Here is a 17,844-nt window from a genome sequence, read left to right on the forward strand (position 1 = left end):
CCACACCCCCCGACGACAGGAGAATCACACGAAGTACAGCCCTGCCCAGAGCTTACTGACCACCACCGACGCTGCTGAAGGCCGTTCCTGTCACAACCCCGCTGCGAACACGACCTTGTCCCATCAGCAGGCTCTGCTGCGTGCCGCAGTGACGGTGCCTGGCCCCTTACGCGTCCGCCTGGTGCTGTCGGCGGTAGAGGGTGATGGCCTTGTCGGTGGGGCAGTTGGGGACGGTCACGGTCTCACCGGTGGCTTTGGACACCACGATCTTGCCGCCACCGGGCGGGGAGGGCTGGGGGCGGCCCGCCGTATCGGTGGCCGGGGGGAAGGTCGCGTACACCAGGTAGCCGATGTCGAATTCGTGGACGTGCAGGGGAGCAGGTGTGCCGTCCGGCAGTCCGGGTCGGGCGTAACGGCTGCGGACGATTTCGAGAGCCTGCTCGGGGGTGGTGGGAGGGACTTGTCGGCCCGGGGCGGGGGTCTCCGAGGTCATGGGTGTACTTGCCTGACTCGCGTTGCCTTATGTGGGACTCGCCGGCCCGGCATACCTGGTGCCACTCGACCTCCCAGGTGCTCCGTCGCCCGACGGCGCAGGGCTGCGAGGCGGCGCAGCCGGCACGGCGTTTTCGCGGGGTGGTTCACCCCGGCACTGGGCGTTGAGCGTTCTGACTGCCCCACAGTCGGGTACGGGCCCAGCCAGTCGCCAGTCGCCAGTCGCCAGTCGCCAGTCGCTGTGCGGCTGGCTCGGCCCGATGCAGCGCTTTTCCCGCCCGAGCCCAGCACCCGCGTACCACCCTCACCAGTGCGACTTCAGAGCGTTCCTGCGGCAACCCTGCTCCAGGCAGATCAGGCAGATCAGGCAGATCAGGCAGACCAGGGGGCCCTGACTCAGCCAGACCAGCAGACCAGGACGCCCCGCGCGGACCGCTCACCCACGTCACGTCAACCCGAGCCGAAGCCGCTCACCTCGGCCCCGGGCCGGAATCGACCTTGGCGGTGAGGGCCACGTACTTCGCGTCCTCTTCGAGCTCGTGCTTCTCGTGCCGCACACCCATCGCGGTGAACTTGACGCCCATGCCCGCGATCCGCTGCGCGAGGCTCGGCATCGATTCCTTCATGCCGTCGCGCAGACCTTCGTAGACGACACCGAAGTACTCGCCCATCTCGTCGTCGCCCCACGGCGGCGTCTTGCCCGACTCCTTCTCGATGGCGTTCAGCCCGTCGAAGAGGGCCTTCGCTGCCTTGGCGAAGTCCTGGCCCACCTCGAACATGTGGAAGCCCTCGTCCTTGAGGATCGGCGCATCGGCCCTCATCCCACCCAACGCCACAACCGCCCCCTGTGTTCTGCCTGCTCGCCAGCCTGTCGCAACGTCAGCCTAACGCCCGCGCCGCACCCCTTCCAGGGGAACGCGTGAGGGGCGGCGCCCCACCGGGCGCCGCCCCACCGGGCGCCGCCCCTCATCCGCACACGCGTACAGCCACGGAGACCAGAACGCGGAGGTCAGAACCGGGACGGCAGCCAGCCCGTCTGCACCATCTGCCCGCTGCGCCGCCGTGTGTGGAAGTACCCACGCCCCGGCGGCAGCTGGGACGGTGTGATGTTGCCGAGCAGCGCGCCCTCCGACCGGTCGCCGGACAGCACCAGACCCTGCGCCCCGAGCTCCCGCAGACGCTGCATCACCGGCTCGTACAGCGACCGGCTCGCGCCGCCCGACGAGCGCGCGATGATGACGTGCAGGCCCACGTCACGGGCGTACGGCAGATACTCCACCAGCGGCGACAACGGGTTCATGCCGGTCGCCACCAGGTCGTAGTCGTCGATGATGACGTACGCGTCCGGGCTGCTGTACCAGCTGCGGTTCCTCAGCTGCTCCGGCGTGACGTCCGGCCCCGGCATACGACGGCTGAGCGACCCGGCGAGCCCCTCCAGCGTCTCCGTCAGCGCAGGCGCCGACGCGCAGTAGCGCGACAGGTGCGTCTCCGGCACGGCCTCCAGATGGGCGCGCCGGTAGTCACCCATGACGATCTTCGCCTGCTCCGGCGTGTAGCGCTCCGTGATCTGCTTGATGAGCAGCCGCAGCACCGCCGACTTGCCGGACTCGCTCTCACCGAACACGATGAAGTGCGGGTCCGTCTCGAAGTCGATGAACACCGGTGCGAGCGCCGACTCGTCGATACCGAAGGCGACACCGCGCTCCGGGTGCTCGAACCCCTTCGGCAGCCGGTCCGCCTCCAGGATCCTCGGCAGCAGCCGCACGGCCGGAGCCGGGCTGCCCTGCCAGTTCTCGTTGATGCCCCGGATGAGCACGGCCGTGGCCTCCGCCAGGTCCTCCGTCTCCGAAGAACCGTCGACCCGCGGCAGCGCCGTCATGAAGTGCAGCTTGTCCGTGCTCAGACCCCGGCCCGGCACCGAGGCGGGCACGTTCTGCGCCACCTTGCGGTCGATCTCCGACTCGGTCGGGTCACCGAGCCGCAGCTCGATGCGGTTCTGCAGCATGTCCTTGAGGGCGGGCCGCACCTCGGTGTAGCGGCTCGCCGTCAGAATCACGTGCACACCGAAGCCGAGACCGCGCATCGCGATGTCGGTGATGGCCGCCTCGAGCATCTCGTAGTCCGTCTTGAACGTCGCCCAGCCGTCGATGACGAGGAAGACGTCGCCCCACGGCTGGTCGGGCAGCAGTCCCGCCGCCCGCCGCTGCCGGTACGTCTGGATCGAGTCGATGTTGTGCGCGCGGAAGTACTCCTCGCGCGCGTTGAGGATGCCCTCGACCTCGCTGACCGTACGGCGGACCTTCTCGCCGTCGAGCCGGTTCGCGACCCCGCCGACGTGCGCCAGGTCCTCCATCGCGATCAGACCGCCACCGCCGAAGTCCAGGCAGTAGAACTGCACTTCGCCCGGGGTGTGGGTGAACGCGAACGACGAGATGAGCGTACGCAGCAGAGTCGACTTGCCGGACTGCGGGCCGCCCACGAACAGACCGTGACCGGCCCCGCCCGCGAAGTCCCGGTACAGCACGTCGCGCCGCTGCTCGAACGGCTTGTCCACCAGACCGACCGGTACGTTGAGCCGGCCGAGCGCGGTGTACTCCGGCGCGGTCAGACCGCGCTCCGCCGTGACCGCCAGCGCCGGCAGCAGCTGCTCCAGCGAAGGCGCCTCCTCCAGCGGCGGCAGCCACACCTGGTGGGCGGGCGGCCCCTGGTTCTCCATCTTGGAGACGATGACGTCCAGGACGGTGTCGGCAAGGGCGTCGTCCACCCGGTCGTCGGCCTCCGGCTCCTCGACGACGGGCTGCGGAGGCAGCGCCACGTGCTGCGCCGTGAACAGCGCGGGCCGCAGCTGCGTGGAGCGGTGCACCCGCGACGGGCCCTCGCCGTGGTAAGCGCCCGACACGTACGCCGCCTTGAAGCGGACCATGGTGTCGGTGTCGTACCGCAGATAGCCGGAGCCGGGTACCGACGGCAGGTGGTACGCGTCCGGGACACCGATCGCCGTACGCGACTCGGCGGCGGAGAACGTACGCAGACCGATCCGGTACGACAGATAGGTGTCGAGCCCCCGCAGTTTGCCCTCCTCCAGGCGCTGCGAGGCGAGCAGCAGGTGCACACCGAGCGAACGGCCGATGCGGCCGATCTGGATGAACATGTCGATGAAGTCCGGCTTGGCCGTCAGCAGTTCGGAGAACTCGTCGAGCACGATGACCAGCGAGGCCATCGGCTCCAGGGCGGCCCCGGCCGCCCGCGCCTTCTCGTAGTCGTGCAGGTTGGCGTAGTTGCCCGCCGTACGCAGCAGCTCCTGGCGGCGCTGCATCTCACCGGTGATCGAGTCGCGCATGCGGTCGACGAGCGTGAGGTCGTCGGCCAGGTTGGTGATGACCGCCGCGGTGTGCGGCATGTCCGCCATGCCGGCGAAGGTCGCACCGCCCTTGAAGTCCGCGAGGATGAAGTTCAGCGTCTCCGAGGAGTGCGTCACCGCGAGACCGAGTACGAGCGTGCGCAGCAGCTCCGACTTGCCGGAACCCGTCGCACCGACGCACAGCCCGTGCGGGCCCATGCCCTCCTGCGACGCCTCCTTGAGGTCGAGCATCACCGGCTCGCCGCTCTCGCCGACACCGATCGGCACGCGCAGCCGCTCGTGCAGCGTGCGCGGACGCCAGGTGCGGGAGACGTCGACGGTGCCGGCGTCGCCGATGCCCATGAGGTCCGTGAAGTCCAGGTTGGACAGGAGGGGTTCGCCCTCCTCCGCGGTACCGACCCGGAAGGCGGCGAGCTGCCTCGCCAGCGACTCGGCCTGTCCCGGGCTCAGCACGTCGGGCTTGCCGCTGTACGCCGCGTCGTGACCCACGATCAGCTGGAGGCGGTTCGGCTTCAGATACGCCGTCAGGTTGCCGCGCAGCTCGTCCTCCAGCTCCCCGGGGGCGATCTCCAGGAAGGTGACGCCCTGAAGCCCCTCCGCGCCGGCGAGTCCGGAGTCCGGCGGCACGGTGCCGCCGTCCAGCACCACGATCAGGTGCGGCTGGTCGTAGACGGGGTTCGCGTCACGGTTCCAGCGCGGCCGGTCGGCCAGCTGGTCCTCCAGCGCCTCCTCCAGCTCACCGAGGTCGTCGAAGAGCAGCCGGGCCGAGCCCGCGCCGTCCTTGGCCTTCGGGTGCTGGCTGTGCGGCAGCCACTTGATCCAGTCCCAGTCCGCGGCGGCGGACGGGTGCGCGACCACGGCGATCATCAGGTCTTCGGGGGAGTGCAGCGTGGCCAGCTGGGCGACGGTCGCGCGGGCGTTGCCGTAGACGGTGTCACTGTCCCCGGCGAGCGCCACGTGGTAGAAGGCGCGCAGCGAGACGGAGACGGGCAGGTCGGCCAGGCTGCCGTGCGCGTCGAGGAAGGCCTTCATGGCCGCCGCGGTCAGTGGCTCCAGCTCCTCCTTGGGCGCGGTCTCCGGCGCGACCAGCGGAGTGCTCAGCTGCTGGGTGCCGAGCCCCATGCGTACGGAGGCGAAGTCGGCGTCGGCCGGGCGCCGTTCCCACAACCGCTTGCCGTCCGCGGCCAGTGCCCACAGCTGGTCCGGATCCGGGTGCTGGAAGAGCTGCGTGCGCCGCTGCAGATCCGCCGTCTTGTGCACGTCCTTGCGGACCTGTTCGAGATAGCGGAAGTAGTCGCGACGGTCCTGGGCCATCCCCGCGCCGCCGCCCTGCCGGGACTTGGCGAACTGGGCGATGGCCATGGCGAGGGTCGAGGCGAGCATCAGCCCGCCCACCACCCGCATGTAGGAAGGCAGATTCGGCATGAAGAAGAAGCCGACGGAACCCAGCATGCCCATCATCGGCAGCAGGTTCATCAGCACACTGTCGTCACCCTCCCGGGGAATCTCGGGCGGTGTCTCCAGCTTCACCTCGCCGTCCGGGACAGCAGGCGGCTGGATCCGCGGCTGCCGTTTGATGATGACGACGCTCACCGATGCACTCATCCTTCGCGATTGCTGTGTCTCTCCGGGTGCAACCCCCGGACCCCCGGCCCGAAGAGCGGGCACGCACAGCCGCTGATCCTACTGTCACGCACGAGACCGCCAGGAGGCAGGAGCGTGGAGATGCGGGGGAGTCCGGGGAGGAATCAGGGAGGCGGCAACTGGGCCCCCCGGAGTGGACGATAGGGTTGCGCACCGCGTCGTACGAGCGGCGTAAAAAGCCTTGTCTAACAGGGGGAACTACCAGGTGAGCACGGGCACATCGACAGGTTTCTGCCGGGTCACCGTCGCAGCGCCGGACAGCCGTATCGATGTGGCGCTGCCGGAGGACCTGCCGATCCAGGACATCTATCCGGAGATCGTCAGACTCTCCGGGATGGTCCAGAGGGACGGCGGTCTCGCCGGCTACCACCTCGTACGCCGCGACGGCCGTGTGCTGGACGCCAGCCGTTCACTGCTCGAGCACAGGGTCAGGGACGGTGAGGTGCTGCTGCTGCGCACGTTCGCCGATTCGCTGCCCCCGGCGGTCCACGACGACGTGGTCGACGCGGTCGCCTCCGCCGTCAAGCAGGACCTCCGCAGCTGGAACGACAACCTGATGCGCGTCGCCGGCCTCGTCTCCGGCGTGCTGCTGCTGGCGATGCTCGGCTTCGTGTTCTGGTTCGCGGACCCGCTCCGGCACGACATGCACGGCCTCCAGGGCATCGTCGCCGGTGTGGTCGCGCTGACGCTGACGGCACTCGCGGGCGTACGCGGCCGGGTGTACGACGACCGGGCCTCGGCCGTCGCACTGGGCATCGCCGCACTGCCGCACGCGCTCATCGCGGGGTCCGGCGTCCTTCCGCAGGACGCGGGCGAAGGACCGGGCAGGCTGCAGTTCCTGGTCGGCTGCGTCGCCGTACTGATCTTCTCCGTCGTACTGATCATGCTGCTGCCGCAGGGAGACGCGCCGTTCGTCGCCGCCGCACTGGCCGCCGCGATCGGCACCCTCGCCGCCTTCGGCGGGGTGCTCACCCAGGCACAGCCCCGCGAGATCGCGGCCGTCACCGCGGTCGTCGCCCTGGCGGTCGTCGGCTTCCTGCCGGGCTGGTCGGCCCGCTTCGCCAAGCTCCCGATCGGTTTCCGCAACCCCGAGGACCTGGCCCGCGCCCGTCGCGAAGGCCAGGAGGGCAGCCTGGAGGCCGTCGACGTCCAGCGCATCGCCGCCCAGACCAGCCGCGGCCACGAACTGCTGCTCGGCCTCGTCGGCGGCTGCGCCGTCGTCATCCTCGGTGCCGGCGGCGCCGTGCTCGGCTTCAGCGACAGCGGCTGGGCCCAGCTGATGGCCCTGGTCACCGCCCTCGCCGCGATGCTGCGGGCCCGCCTGTTCCGTTACACCGCCCAGGTCACCTGCCTGCTGGTGGCCGGTGTCCTCGCGACCGGCCTCCTGATCCTCGGCCTCGCGATCTCGCCGCCGCTGGAGATCGTCAAGGACCTGGCCCTGGGCGACTCCGCGGGCATCGACGTACGGACCCTGTGGCTCGGCGCTTCGGTCGCGGCCGGCGCGCTGCTCCTGATCGCGATCGGCCTGATCGTCCCGAAGAAGGGCCTCTCGCCCTTCTGGGGCCGCATGCTGGACCTCGCGGACTCGCTGGTGCTGCTCTCCCTGATTCCGATCTGCCTCGCGGTCCTCGACGTGTACGCCAAGGTCCGCGGCGGCGTCTGACCCCGGAGGTACGCCGTCAGGGGGCGCTCGCATCTGCTGCTAAGCTGCGTGGAGGCCGTTTGTGTATGCGCCCCCGTATCCCCGGAGGCTGCGCGCCCAGCGGATCCCCGCCTCCCGAGTAACGGAAGCTCCCCAGAGAATTCGACCTGGGGCACTCGGTGGCACTACGAAGACCAAGAGGAGTACGCGTGCCGCTCGACGCCGCTACGAAGAAGCAGATCATGACCGAGTTCGCTCAGAAGGAAGGCGACACCGGCTCCCCCGAGGTCCAGGTCGCCATGCTTTCGCGCCGCATCTCGGACCTGACCGAGCACCTGAAGACGCACAAGCACGACCACCACTCCCGTCGTGGTCTGCTGATCCTGGTCGGCCAGCGCCGCCGTCTGCTGCAGTACCTGGCCAAGAAGGACATCCAGCGTTTCCGTGCCCTGGTCGACCGCCTCGGCATCCGCCGTGGCGCGGCCGGCGGCGCCAAGTAAGCCGGACGTCGTGAAGGGAGCGGTACCCCACTTCTAGGGGACCGCTCCCTTTGCTGTACGTGCGAGACGCACCGGACGCTCAGTAGTCTGGTCGTACAACAGAAGACAGAACGAGCGAGAAGCGGCTTCCCCGCCGCCGGTCCTCGGTAGTGGCCCCCGGAGCACATCGACACCGGGGTCTTCGATCGAAGACCGGCCCGCAGCCGGAAGCGCTTCTCCGCCACCGTCCCCCGCGCCACACGGGCGCAGGGGACGTAAAGACGAAAAGTATCGGAGATAACGCTAGTGGAGAACGAGACCCACTACGCCGAGGCCGTCATTGACAACGGTTCCTTCGGCACCCGCACCATCCGCTTCGAGACGGGCCGCCTGGCCAAGCAGGCCGCCGGCTCCGCCGTGGCGTACCTGGACGACGACACCATGGTGATGTCGGCCACCACCGCCTCCAAGAAGCCCAAGGACCAGCTCGACTTCTTCCCCCTGACGGTGGACGTCGAGGAGCGGATGTACGCAGCCGGCAAGATCCCCGGCTCCTTCTTCCGTCGTGAGGGCCGGCCCTCCGAGGACGCGATCCTCACCTGCCGCCTGATCGACCGCCCGCTGCGCCCCTCCTTCAAGAAGGGCCTGCGCAACGAGATCCAGATCGTCGAGACGATCATGGCGCTCAACCCCGACCACCTGTACGACGTGGTCGCGATCAACGCCGCCTCCTGCTCCACCATCCTGGCGGGCCTGCCCTTCTCCGGCCCGATCGGCGCCACCCGCGTCGCCCTGATCAAGGGCCAGTGGGTCGCCTTCCCGACGCACACCGAGCTCGAGGACGCCGTCTTCGACATGGTCGTCGCGGGCCGCGTCCTGGAGGACGGCGACGTCGCGATCATGATGGTCGAGGCCGAGGCCACAGAGAAGACGATCCAGCTCGTCAAGGACGGCGCCGACGCCCCGACCGAGGAGATCGTCGCCGCCGGTCTGGAGGCCGCGAAGCCGTTCATCAAGGTCCTCTGCAAGGCCCAGTCGGACCTCGCCGCCAAGGCCGCCAAGCCCACCGGTGACTTCCCGGTCTTCCTCGAGTACCAGGACGACGTGCTGGAGGCGCTGACCGCCGCCGTCAAGTCCGAGCTCACGCAGGCGCTCACCATCGCCGGCAAGCAGGAGCGCGAGAACGAGCTCGACCGCATCAAGGAGATCGCCGCCGAGAAGCTGCTCCCGCAGTTCGAGGGCCGCGAGAAGGAGATCTCCGGTGCGTACCGCGCGCTGACCAAGCACCTGGTCCGCGAGCGCGTCATCAAGGACAAGGTCCGCATCGACGGCCGCGGCGTCACGGACATCCGTACGCTCGCCGCCGAGGTCGAGGCCATCCCGCGCGTGCACGGCTCGGCGCTGTTCGAGCGTGGCGAGACCCAGATCCTGGGCGTCACCACCCTCAACATGCTCCGCATGGAGCAGCAGCTGGACACCCTCTCCCCGGTGACCCGCAAGCGCTACATGCACAACTACAACTTCCCGCCGTACTCCGTCGGTGAGACCGGCCGCGTGGGCTCGCCCAAGCGCCGCGAGATCGGCCACGGAGCGCTCGCCGAGCGCGCCATCGTGCCGGTGCTGCCGACGCGCGAGGAGTTCCCGTACGCGATCCGCCAGGTGTCCGAGGCTCTCGGCTCCAACGGCTCGACGTCCATGGGCTCGGTCTGCGCCTCCACCATGTCGCTGCTGAACGCCGGTGTGCCCCTGAAGGCCCCCGTCGCCGGTATCGCCATGGGTCTGATCTCGCAGGAGATCGACGGCAAGACGCACTACGTCGCCCTCACCGACATCCTCGGCGCCGAGGACGCGTTCGGCGACATGGACTTCAAGGTCGCCGGCACGAAGGAATTCGTCACCGCCCTCCAGCTCGACACCAAGCTGGACGGCATCCCGGCCTCCGTCCTGGCCGCGGCCCTCAAGCAGGCCCGCGACGCCCGCCTCCACATCCTCGACGTGATGATGGAAGCGATCGACACGCCGGACGAGATGTCCCCCAACGCCCCGCGGATCATCACCGTCAAGATCCCCGTGGACAAGATCGGTGAGGTCATCGGCCCCAAGGGCAAGATGATCAACCAGATCCAGGAGGACACCGGCGCGGACATCACGATCGAGGACGACGGCACCATCTACATCGGTGCCCAGGTCGGCTCGCAGGCCGAGGCGGCCCGCGCGACGATCAACGCGATCGCGAACCCGACCATGCCGGAGGTCGGCGAGCGGTACCTGGGTACGGTCGTCAAGACCACCACCTTCGGTGCCTTCGTCTCCCTGATGCCCGGCAAGGACGGTCTGCTGCACATCTCGCAGATCCGCAAGCTCGCCGGTGGCAAGCGCGTGGAGAACGTCGAGGACGTCCTCGGTGTGGGCCAGAAGGTCCAGGTCGAGATCGCCGAGATCGACTCCCGCGGCAAGCTCTCCCTCGTCCCCGTGATCGAGGGCGAAGAGGGCACCGACGCCGACCAGAAGGCCGACGCCGACCAGTGACATCCCGTAGTTCCGTGACGACGGCCCGCACCTCCTCGGAGGGGCGGGCCGTCGCCCGTACCCAAACCCTGCTCAAGGGCCAGAACGGCATCGGGACCGTCCGCAGGACCACCCTCCCCGGCGGCCTGCGCATCGTCACCGAGACCCTGCCCTCCGTCCGCTCCGCCACCTTCGGCATCTGGGCGCACGTCGGCTCGCGCGACGAGACGCCCTCCCTGAACGGCGCGACCCACTACCTGGAGCACCTCCTCTTCAAGGGCACCGCCCAGCGCAGTGCCCTCGACATCTCCTCCGCCGTCGACGCGGTCGGCGGCGAGATGAACGCCTTCACCGCGAAGGAGTACACGTGCTACTACGCACGCGTACTGGACACCGACCTCCCCCTCGCCATCGACATCGTCTGCGACATGCTGACGGGGTCCCTCATCGAGGCCGAGGACGTCGACGCCGAGCGCGGCGTCATCCTCGAAGAGATCGCGATGACCGAGGACGACCCGGGCGACGTCGTCCACGACCTGTTCGCCAGGACGATGTTCGGCGACACCCCGCTGGGCCGCCCGGTCCTCGGCACCGTCGACACCGTCGAGGCGCTCTCCGCCGACCGCATCCGCCGCTTCTACAAGAAGCACTACGACCCGACGCACCTCGTCGTCGCGGCCGCGGGCAACGTGGACCACGCCACCGTCGTACGCCAGGTCCGCAGGGCCTTCGACCGGGCCGGCGCCCTGTCCCGCACGGACGCGGTCCCCCTCGCCCCCCGCGACGGCTCCCGCGTCATCCGCACCGCCGGCCGCGTCGAGCACCTGAACCGCAAGACGGAACAGGCGCACGTGGTCCTCGGCATGCCGGGCCTGTCCCGCACGGACGACCGCCGCTGGGCGATGGGCGTACTGAACACGGCTCTCGGCGGAGGCATGAGCTCCCGCCTCTTCCAGGAGGTACGGGAGAAGCGCGGCCTGGCCTACAGCGTGTACTCGTACACCTCCAGCTTCGCCGACTGCGGCCTCTTCGGCGTCTACGCCGGCTGCCGCCCCGCCCAGGTCCACGACGTGCTCAAGATCTGCCGCGGCGAGCTCGAGAAGGTCGCCGCCGACGGTCTGCCCGACGAGGAGATCGCCCGCGCCGTCGGCCAGCTCTCCGGCTCCACGGTCCTCGGCCTGGAGGACACCGGCGCGCTCATGAACCGCATCGGCAAGAGTGAGCTGGCCTGGGGAGACCACATGTCCGTCGACGACATGCTCGCCAAGATGGCGGCAGTCACCCCCGACGAGGTACGGGCCGTGGCCGCCGACGTCCTGGGCCACCGGCCCTCGTTGTCGGTCATCGGCCCGCTGAAGGACAAGCAGGCCGACCGCCTGCACGAATCAGTCGCCTAGAGCCCTCCAGAAAGAAGCAAGCAATGAGCAAGCTGCGCGTGGCCGTTCTCGGCTCCAGGGGCCGTATCGGCTCCGAGGCCGTACGGGCCGTCGAGGCCGCGGACGACATGGAACTGGTGACGGCGCTGGGCCGGGGCGACAAGCTCGAAGCCCTCGTCGAAGCCGGCGCCCAGGTCGTCGTCGAGCTGACCACCCCCGCCTCGGTGATGGACAACCTCGACTTCTGCGTACGCCACGGCATCCACGCCGTCGTCGGCACCACCGGCTGGACCGACGAACGCCTCGCGCAGCTGCGCTCCTGGCTCGACGCCTCCCCGGAGACGGGCGTGCTCATCGCGCCCAACTTCTCCATCGGCGCCGTCCTCACCATGAAGTTCGCCCAGCAGGCGGCCCCGTACTTCGAATCCGTCGAGGTCGTCGAGCTGCACCACCCGAACAAGGCCGACGCCCCCTCGGGCACCGCCACGCGCACCGCCCAGCTCATCGCGGCGGCGCGCGCCGAGGCCGGCAGCGCCCCCCAGCCCGACGCCACGACCACGGCACTGGACGGAGCCCGGGGCGCGAACGTGGACGGCGTACCCGTGCACGCCATCCGCCTGCGCGGCCTCCTCGCCCACCAGGAAGTCCTCCTGGGCGGCGAGGGCGAGACCCTGACGATCCGCCACGACTCTCTCCACCACAGCAGCTTCATGCCGGGCATCCTGCTCGGCGCGCGCCGCGTGGTGACCACTCCGGGCCTCACCTTCGGCCTGGAAAACTTCCTCGACCTGAACTGACGGCAGAGCCACAGCCATGCGCGCAAAGATCACGTACTTCGTCCTCGCCGCCGTCCTGGTCGTCTACTTCGTCCTGGTCGGCAGCCGCGGGTACTTCCTCGTCCGGGAAGGCACCGCCCTCACCGTCACCTTCGGCATCGCGGTGCTGATCCTCCCGGCCATCGGCCTCTGGTTCCTCTGGCACACCACTCGGTTCGCCCGTAAGGCGGACGCGCTCTCCGCGAAGCTGGAGGCCGAGGGCGGCCTGCCCGTCGACGAGCTGGTACGTACGCCCGGCGGCCGCATCGACCGCGACTCCGCCGACGAGGTCTTCGCCCGGCGCCGCGCGGAGACCGAGGACGCCCCGGACGACTGGCGCTCCTGGTTCCGCCTGGCGATCGCCTATCACGACGCGCGGGACACCCCGCGCGCCCGCAAGGCGATGCAGAAAGCGATCGCTCTCCACGAGGGCGAAGCGGTCTGAAGCGGCATGTGAGAGGGGGGCGTCCGGACGGACGCCCCCCTCTCACATGCCCTGCCGCGTCACAGGGACGGCACGGGCCGGTACTCGTCGCCCCAGGCCTCGACCGTGTCGGCCGCCCGGTCGAAGGCCTCCACCCGGAACAGGAAGTCCGCGTTGTGGTCGGTGAGCAGCTGCAGCTGCTCACCGTCCCGCTGTACGAGTACGAGCGCCTGCCCCTGCACCGTGCGCGGCAGCCCGAGCCACCGCACCGGCTGCTGGACCGTACGCACAGCCGTCGCCCGGTCCCACGGCACCGTGGTCGTCACCAGGAAGCGCACACGCCGCAGACCGTGCCGGCTGACCCAGGCACCGACACGCAGCAGCCGGAGGGCGCAGACGATCAGCACCACGGCCAGGCCCAGACAGAGGCAGGCCTCCGGCACCGCACCGGTGAAGATGATGATCACGGCCGCCAGCAGGATGAACGACGCCAGCAGCAGCAACAGGGCCGCCGCCCCCACGCGCCACGGTCCGGGGCGGTAGGGGCGACGCCATTGATCGTGGTCGTCGAAGGGCAGTGCGACATCGTGGGAAGTCTCACCGGGCGCTTCGAAAGCACGGTCGGCCGTCAGGAAAGGCAGGGGCACGACTGATCCTCACTCACCAGCACGCTCGATTGGGCTGTGCCCGGTGAGGCTACCGAGGAGGTCTTCGCCGGGCTACCTCAGGGGGTCCGGACGAGTCGGCGCCCCTCAGCGCCCCTCAGCGTCCCTGGGCGGCCTCGGCCTGCTGAGTCGCGCCGGGAGCACGCGAGGGATCGAGGGCGGGAAGCCCGAAGAGCAGCGAACCCACCAGTCCGGCGACGACGGTGAGACCGATCAGCGTGCGCCCGGCGAGCTGGGACGCACTGGGACGTTCGGGGGGCGGAGGGGTGACGTTACTGCGGAATCGGTCCGCCTCGGCAACGAATGCGAAGGGGACGGACTCTCGCCGGCGCAACATGGGGCGCTCACTCCTTTGGATTTTTTTGATCTGGTACCAGGGCTTCTACAGGGACAGACGTACAAAGTTGTCGCTTGGTGCCCGATTTCCCTGAATCGGCCGAACAATGTCCCCCGGGTGCCGCCGGGGCCGACAAGCCGGCCCCGGCCCGTAGAGTGTGGGGCGCCCAGAGACGTACACGGAAGGACCGCCGGTGCCCCCCACCCCCCATGAGACCGCCAAGCCCGACTTCCGGAGTGACGTCACGGTCGACCTGGTCAAGCACACCGCCAGTGACTCCGACGTGCTGTGGGCCGCCCGTGTCTCGACCGCCGGCGAGCAGTCCCTGGAGGAGCTGAGCAAGGACCCGGAGCGCTCCAAGGGCCTCATCAACTACTTGATGCGGGACCGCCACGGCAGCCCCTTCGAGCACAACTCGATGACCTTCTTCATCAACGCCCCGATCTTCGTCTTCCGCGAGTTCATGCGCCACCGCGTCGGATGGTCGTACAACGAGGAATCCGGCCGCTACAGGGAGCTGGAGCCGGTCTTCTACGTCCCCGGCGAGTCCCGCAAGCTCGTCCAGCAGGGCCGCCCCGGCAAGTACGAGTTCGTCGAGGGCACCCAGGAGCAGCAGGAGCTCACCACCCGCGCGATGGAGGACTCCTACCGCCAGGCGTACGAGGCCTACCAGCAGATGCTCGCCGCCGGAGTCGCCCGCGAGGTCGCCCGCGCGGTGCTCCCCGTCGGCCTCTACTCCTCGATGTACGCCACGTGCAATGCCCGGTCCCTCATGCACTTCCTCGGCCTGCGCACCCAGCACGAGCTCGCGAAGGTCCCTTCCTTCCCGCAGCGCGAGATCGAGATGGTGGGAGAGCAGATGGAGGCCCACTGGGCCAAGCTCATGCCCCTCACCTACGCGGCCTTCAACAACAACGGACGAGTCGCGCCGTAGGGCCCGGACGCCGGCCCCGGTACAGGCGTACGGATCATCCGTCCGAAGTGTCCGTATTGCCGCAGTTCGAGAATTTCATCTAGGCTGATCAAACGGACCCGGCACTGCTTGAACCCCCGAGCAGGCAGTGTCGGGTTCCTCCTCTTCCCGTACGTCTGACCTCCCCCGAGGGGACACGACGCGTTGAGCAGCGAGTAGCGTGTTACCCATGGCTCCGATCTCCACTTCGCAGACCCCCTTCGGGCGGGTCCTCACCGCCATGGTCACGCCCTTCACAGCGGACGGCGCACTCGACCTCGACGGCGCCCAGCGTCTCGCCGCCCACCTCGTGGACGCCGGCAACGACGGGCTGATCGTCAACGGCACCACCGGCGAGTCCCCGACCACCAGCGACGCGGAGAAAAACGACCTCGTACGGGCCGTGCTGGAGGCCGTAGGAGACCGGGCCCACGTCGTCGCCGGTGTCGGCACGAACGACACCCGCCACAGCCTCGAGCTGGCCCGCGCCGCCGAGCAGACCGGCGCCCACGGCCTCCTCGCCGTGACGCCGTACTACAACAAGCCCCCGCAGGAGGGCCTGCTCAGGCACTTCACGGCCATCGCCGACGCCACCGGGCTCCCGGTGATGCTCTACGACATCCCGGGCCGCAGCGGTGTCCCGATCAACACCGAGACGCTCGTCCGCCTCGCCGAGCACCCGCGGATCGTCGCCAACAAGGACGCCAAGGGCGACCTCGGCCGCGCCAGCTGGGCCATCGCCCAGAGCGGCCTCGCCTGGTACTCCGGCGACGACATGCTGAACCTCCCCCTCCTCTCCGTGGGCGCGGTCGGCTTCGTCTCGGTGGTCGGCCACGTGGTCACGCCCGAACTGCGCGCCCTCCTCGAGGCCCACCTCGCCGGCGACGTCCGCAAGGCGACGGAGATCCACCAGCGGCTGCTCCCCGTCTACACCGGCATGTTCCGCACCCAGGGCGTCATCACCACCAAGGCCGCCCTCACCCTCCAGGACCTGCCCGCCGGCCCGCTGCGCCTTCCCATGGTGGAGCTCACGCCCGACGAAGAGGCGCAGCTCAAGCGGGACCTGACAGCCGGTGGCGTACAGCTCTCGCTCTAACCACAGACTTCACAACTGAAAAAGCAGGAAACCCACAAACAACAGCAAGTGCACGAATGTCATGCGCGCCACGTGCCTCAGCGGTACGTGGCGTGTGTGGTGAGGAGAGTCTTTTGAGTCATCCGCATCCTGAACTCGGTACGCCTCCCAGGCTTCCGAAGGGAGGCCTGCGCGTCACCCCGCTCGGCGGTCTCGGCGAGATCGGCCGCAACATGACGGTCTTCGAGTACGGCGGCCGCCTGCTCATCGTCGACTGCGGCGTCCTCTTCCCCGAGGAGGAGCAGCCCGGCATCGACCTGATCCTGCCGGACTTCACGTCCATCAAGGACCGCCTCGACGACATCGAAGGCATCGTGCTCACACACGGCCACGAGGACCACATCGGCGGCGTCCCCTTCCTGCTCCGCCTGAAGCAGGACATCCCGCTGATCGGCTCCAAGCTGACGCTCGCCCTGATCGAGGCGAAGCTCCAGGAGCACCGCATCCGCCCGTACACCCTCGAGGTCACGGAAGGCCACCGCGAGCGCGTCGGCCCCTTCGACTGCGAGTTCGTGGCGGTCAACCACTCCATCCCGGACGCGCTGGCCGTCGCCATCCGCACCCCGGCGGGCATGGTCGTCCACACCGGCGACTTCAAGATGGACCAGCTCCCGCTGGACCGCCGCCTCACCGACCTCCCGAAGTTCGCCAAGCTCGGCGAGGAAGGCATCGACCTCCTCCTCTCCGACTCGACGAACGCCGAGGTCCCGGGCTTCGTCCCGCCCGAGCGTGACATCTCGAACGTCCTGCGCACGGTCTTCGCGAACGCCCAGAAGCGCATCATCGTGGCCAGCTTCGCCAGCCACGTGCACCGCATCCAGCAGATCCTGGACGCCGCCCACGAGTACGGCCGCCGCGTGGCCTTCGTCGGCCGCTCGATGGTCAGGAACATGGGCATCGCCCGGGACCTGGGCTACCTCAAGGTCCCGGCAGGCCTGGTCGTCGACGTGAAAACCCTCGACGACCTCCCCGACCACGAGGTCGTCCTCGTCTGCACCGGTTCCCAGGGCGAGCCGATGGCGGCCCTGTCCCGCATGGCCAACCGCGACCACCAGATCCGCATCGTCCAGGGCGACACGGTGATCCTGGCGTCCTCCCTGATTCCGGGCAACGAGAACGCGGTCTACCGCGTGATCAACGGCCTCACCCGCTGGGGCGCCAACGTCATCCACAAGGGCAACGCCAAGGTCCACGTCTCGGGCCACGCCTCGGCCGGCGAGCTGCTGTACTTCTACAACATCTGCAAGCCGAAGAACCTGATGCCGGTCCACGGCGAATGGCGCCACCTGCGCGCCAACGCCGAGCTCGGCGCATTGACGGGTGTCCCCAAGGACCACATCGTCATCGCCGAGGACGGCGTGGTGGTCGACCTGATCGACGGCCGCGCGAAGATCGTCGGCAAGGTCCAGGCCGGCTATGTGTACGTCGACGGCCTCTCGGTCGGCGATGTGACCGAGACCCACCTCAAGGACCGCCGCATCCTCGGTGAAGAAGGCTTCATCTCGGTCTTCGTCGTGGTCGACACCGCCACCGGCAAGATCGTGGGCGGCCCGAACATCCACGCCCGCGGCTCCGGCATCGACGACTCGGCCTTCACGGCCGTCGTCCCGCGGATGGAGGAGGCCATCGCCAAGTCGGCTTCCGACGGCGTCCTCGAGACCCACCAGATCCAGCAGCTCATCCGCCGGACGGTCGGCAAGTGGGTCTCCGACACCTACCGCCGTCGTCCGATGATCCTGCCGGTCGTCGTCGAGGTCTGAGGCCGCCGTAGCAGGTCAACTGGAGCGGGGCACCTCGATTTGCGTCGGGGCACCCCGCTCCAGTACGTTTACGACTCCTCCTGAACGGGAAGCCCGGCGCACTGATGCGCTTGGGTCCGACCGAACAGGGCGGAAATTCCGACTCAGAACTTCTGATAAAGTCGGAATCGCCGGAAAGGGAAACGCGGAAGCGGGGAACTGGAAGGCGACCGGGGAAGTCGGACACGAAAGTGTCTGATAGAGTCGGGAACACG

Annotated in this window: 14 protein-coding genes; 9 read left to right on the top strand and 5 right to left on the bottom strand. The window is 69.0% G+C overall.

The window, feature by feature from the left end; all coding sequences use genetic code 11:
* Positions 1-166 precede the first annotated feature (166 nt).
* The 3 genes from ABD374_RS32300 to eccCa all read right to left on the bottom strand — a co-directional run bounded on the left by ABD374_RS32300 (position 167) and on the right by eccCa (position 5,446).
* The gene (locus ABD374_RS32300) at positions 167-493 is read right to left on the bottom strand and encodes a hypothetical protein (protein WP_344500311.1); all 327 of its coding nucleotides are present in this window, start codon (positions 491-493) and stop codon (positions 167-169) included.
* A 469-nt stretch (positions 494-962) separates the two neighbouring features.
* Positions 963-1,313 carry a hypothetical protein gene (locus tag ABD374_RS32305; RefSeq protein ID WP_344500313.1) on the bottom strand — a complete coding sequence of 117 codons (351 nt, stop codon included), beginning with the start codon at positions 1,311-1,313 and terminating at the stop codon, positions 963-965.
* 188 nt (positions 1,314-1,501) lie between these two features.
* The gene (gene eccCa, locus ABD374_RS32310; protein WP_344500315.1) at positions 1,502-5,446 is read right to left on the bottom strand and encodes a type VII secretion protein EccCa; all 3,945 of its coding nucleotides are present in this window, start codon (positions 5,444-5,446) and stop codon (positions 1,502-1,504) included.
* A 256-nt stretch (positions 5,447-5,702) separates the two neighbouring features.
* Here eccCa and eccD point away from each other — a divergent pair, with 256 nt between their 5' ends.
* The 6 genes from eccD (at position 5,703) to ABD374_RS32340 (ending at position 12,762) form a co-directional block, all read left to right on the top strand.
* On the top strand, positions 5,703-7,160 hold the full coding sequence (eccD, locus tag ABD374_RS32315) for a type VII secretion integral membrane protein EccD (RefSeq protein ID WP_344500317.1): 1,458 nt from the start codon (positions 5,703-5,705) through the stop codon (positions 7,158-7,160).
* A gap of 188 nt (positions 7,161-7,348) precedes the next feature.
* Positions 7,349-7,639: a 30S ribosomal protein S15 gene (gene rpsO / locus ABD374_RS32320; protein WP_018551846.1), complete on the top strand. Its 291-nt coding sequence runs from the start codon at positions 7,349-7,351 to the stop codon at positions 7,637-7,639.
* Between the two features lie 285 nt (positions 7,640-7,924).
* Entirely contained in the window at positions 7,925-10,147 is a 2,223-nt protein-coding gene (locus ABD374_RS32325; RefSeq protein ID WP_344500319.1) for a polyribonucleotide nucleotidyltransferase, read from the top strand.
* On the top strand, positions 10,144-11,523 hold the full coding sequence (locus tag ABD374_RS32330) for a M16 family metallopeptidase (RefSeq protein WP_344500321.1): 1,380 nt from the start codon (positions 10,144-10,146) through the stop codon (positions 11,521-11,523). Before ABD374_RS32325 ends, ABD374_RS32330 begins: the two co-directional genes overlap by 4 nt.
* Before the next feature lie 23 nt (positions 11,524-11,546).
* A complete protein-coding gene (dapB, locus tag ABD374_RS32335) occupies positions 11,547-12,299 on the top strand; it encodes a 4-hydroxy-tetrahydrodipicolinate reductase (protein ID WP_344500323.1) in 753 nt (250 codons plus the stop codon).
* A gap of 16 nt (positions 12,300-12,315) precedes the next feature.
* On the top strand, positions 12,316-12,762 hold the full coding sequence (locus ABD374_RS32340) for a tetratricopeptide repeat protein (protein ID WP_344500325.1): 447 nt from the start codon (positions 12,316-12,318) through the stop codon (positions 12,760-12,762).
* Between the two features lie 59 nt (positions 12,763-12,821).
* Here the strand turns inward: ABD374_RS32340 and ABD374_RS32345 are convergent, their stop codons facing one another.
* Both ABD374_RS32345 and ABD374_RS32350 read right to left on the bottom strand, forming a co-directional pair.
* Positions 12,822-13,388 (bottom strand): hypothetical protein, encoded by a 567-nt coding sequence (locus ABD374_RS32345; protein ID WP_344500327.1) that lies wholly within the window; start codon positions 13,386-13,388, stop codon positions 12,822-12,824.
* Positions 13,389-13,503: 115 nt separating this feature from the next.
* Positions 13,504-13,743, bottom strand: a complete 240-nt coding sequence (locus tag ABD374_RS32350; RefSeq protein ID WP_344500329.1) for a hypothetical protein — start codon at positions 13,741-13,743, stop codon at positions 13,504-13,506.
* A gap of 193 nt (positions 13,744-13,936) precedes the next feature.
* Between ABD374_RS32350 and thyX the strand changes: the two genes are divergently transcribed.
* The 3 genes from thyX to ABD374_RS32365 all read left to right on the top strand — a co-directional run bounded on the left by thyX (position 13,937) and on the right by ABD374_RS32365 (position 17,590).
* Complete coding sequence (thyX, locus tag ABD374_RS32355; RefSeq protein WP_344500330.1) at positions 13,937-14,677, top strand: FAD-dependent thymidylate synthase; 741 nt, start codon at positions 13,937-13,939, stop codon at positions 14,675-14,677.
* A gap of 208 nt (positions 14,678-14,885) precedes the next feature.
* Complete coding sequence (gene dapA, locus ABD374_RS32360; protein ID WP_344500332.1) at positions 14,886-15,791, top strand: 4-hydroxy-tetrahydrodipicolinate synthase; 906 nt, start codon at positions 14,886-14,888, stop codon at positions 15,789-15,791.
* Between the two features lie 113 nt (positions 15,792-15,904).
* The gene (locus ABD374_RS32365) at positions 15,905-17,590 is read left to right on the top strand and encodes a ribonuclease J (RefSeq protein WP_344500334.1); all 1,686 of its coding nucleotides are present in this window, start codon (positions 15,905-15,907) and stop codon (positions 17,588-17,590) included.
* Positions 17,591-17,844: the final 254 nt, after the last annotated feature.

Source organism: Streptomyces enissocaesilis (assembly GCF_039533765.1).
Taxonomy (GTDB): domain Bacteria; phylum Actinomycetota; class Actinomycetes; order Streptomycetales; family Streptomycetaceae; genus Streptomyces; species Streptomyces enissocaesilis.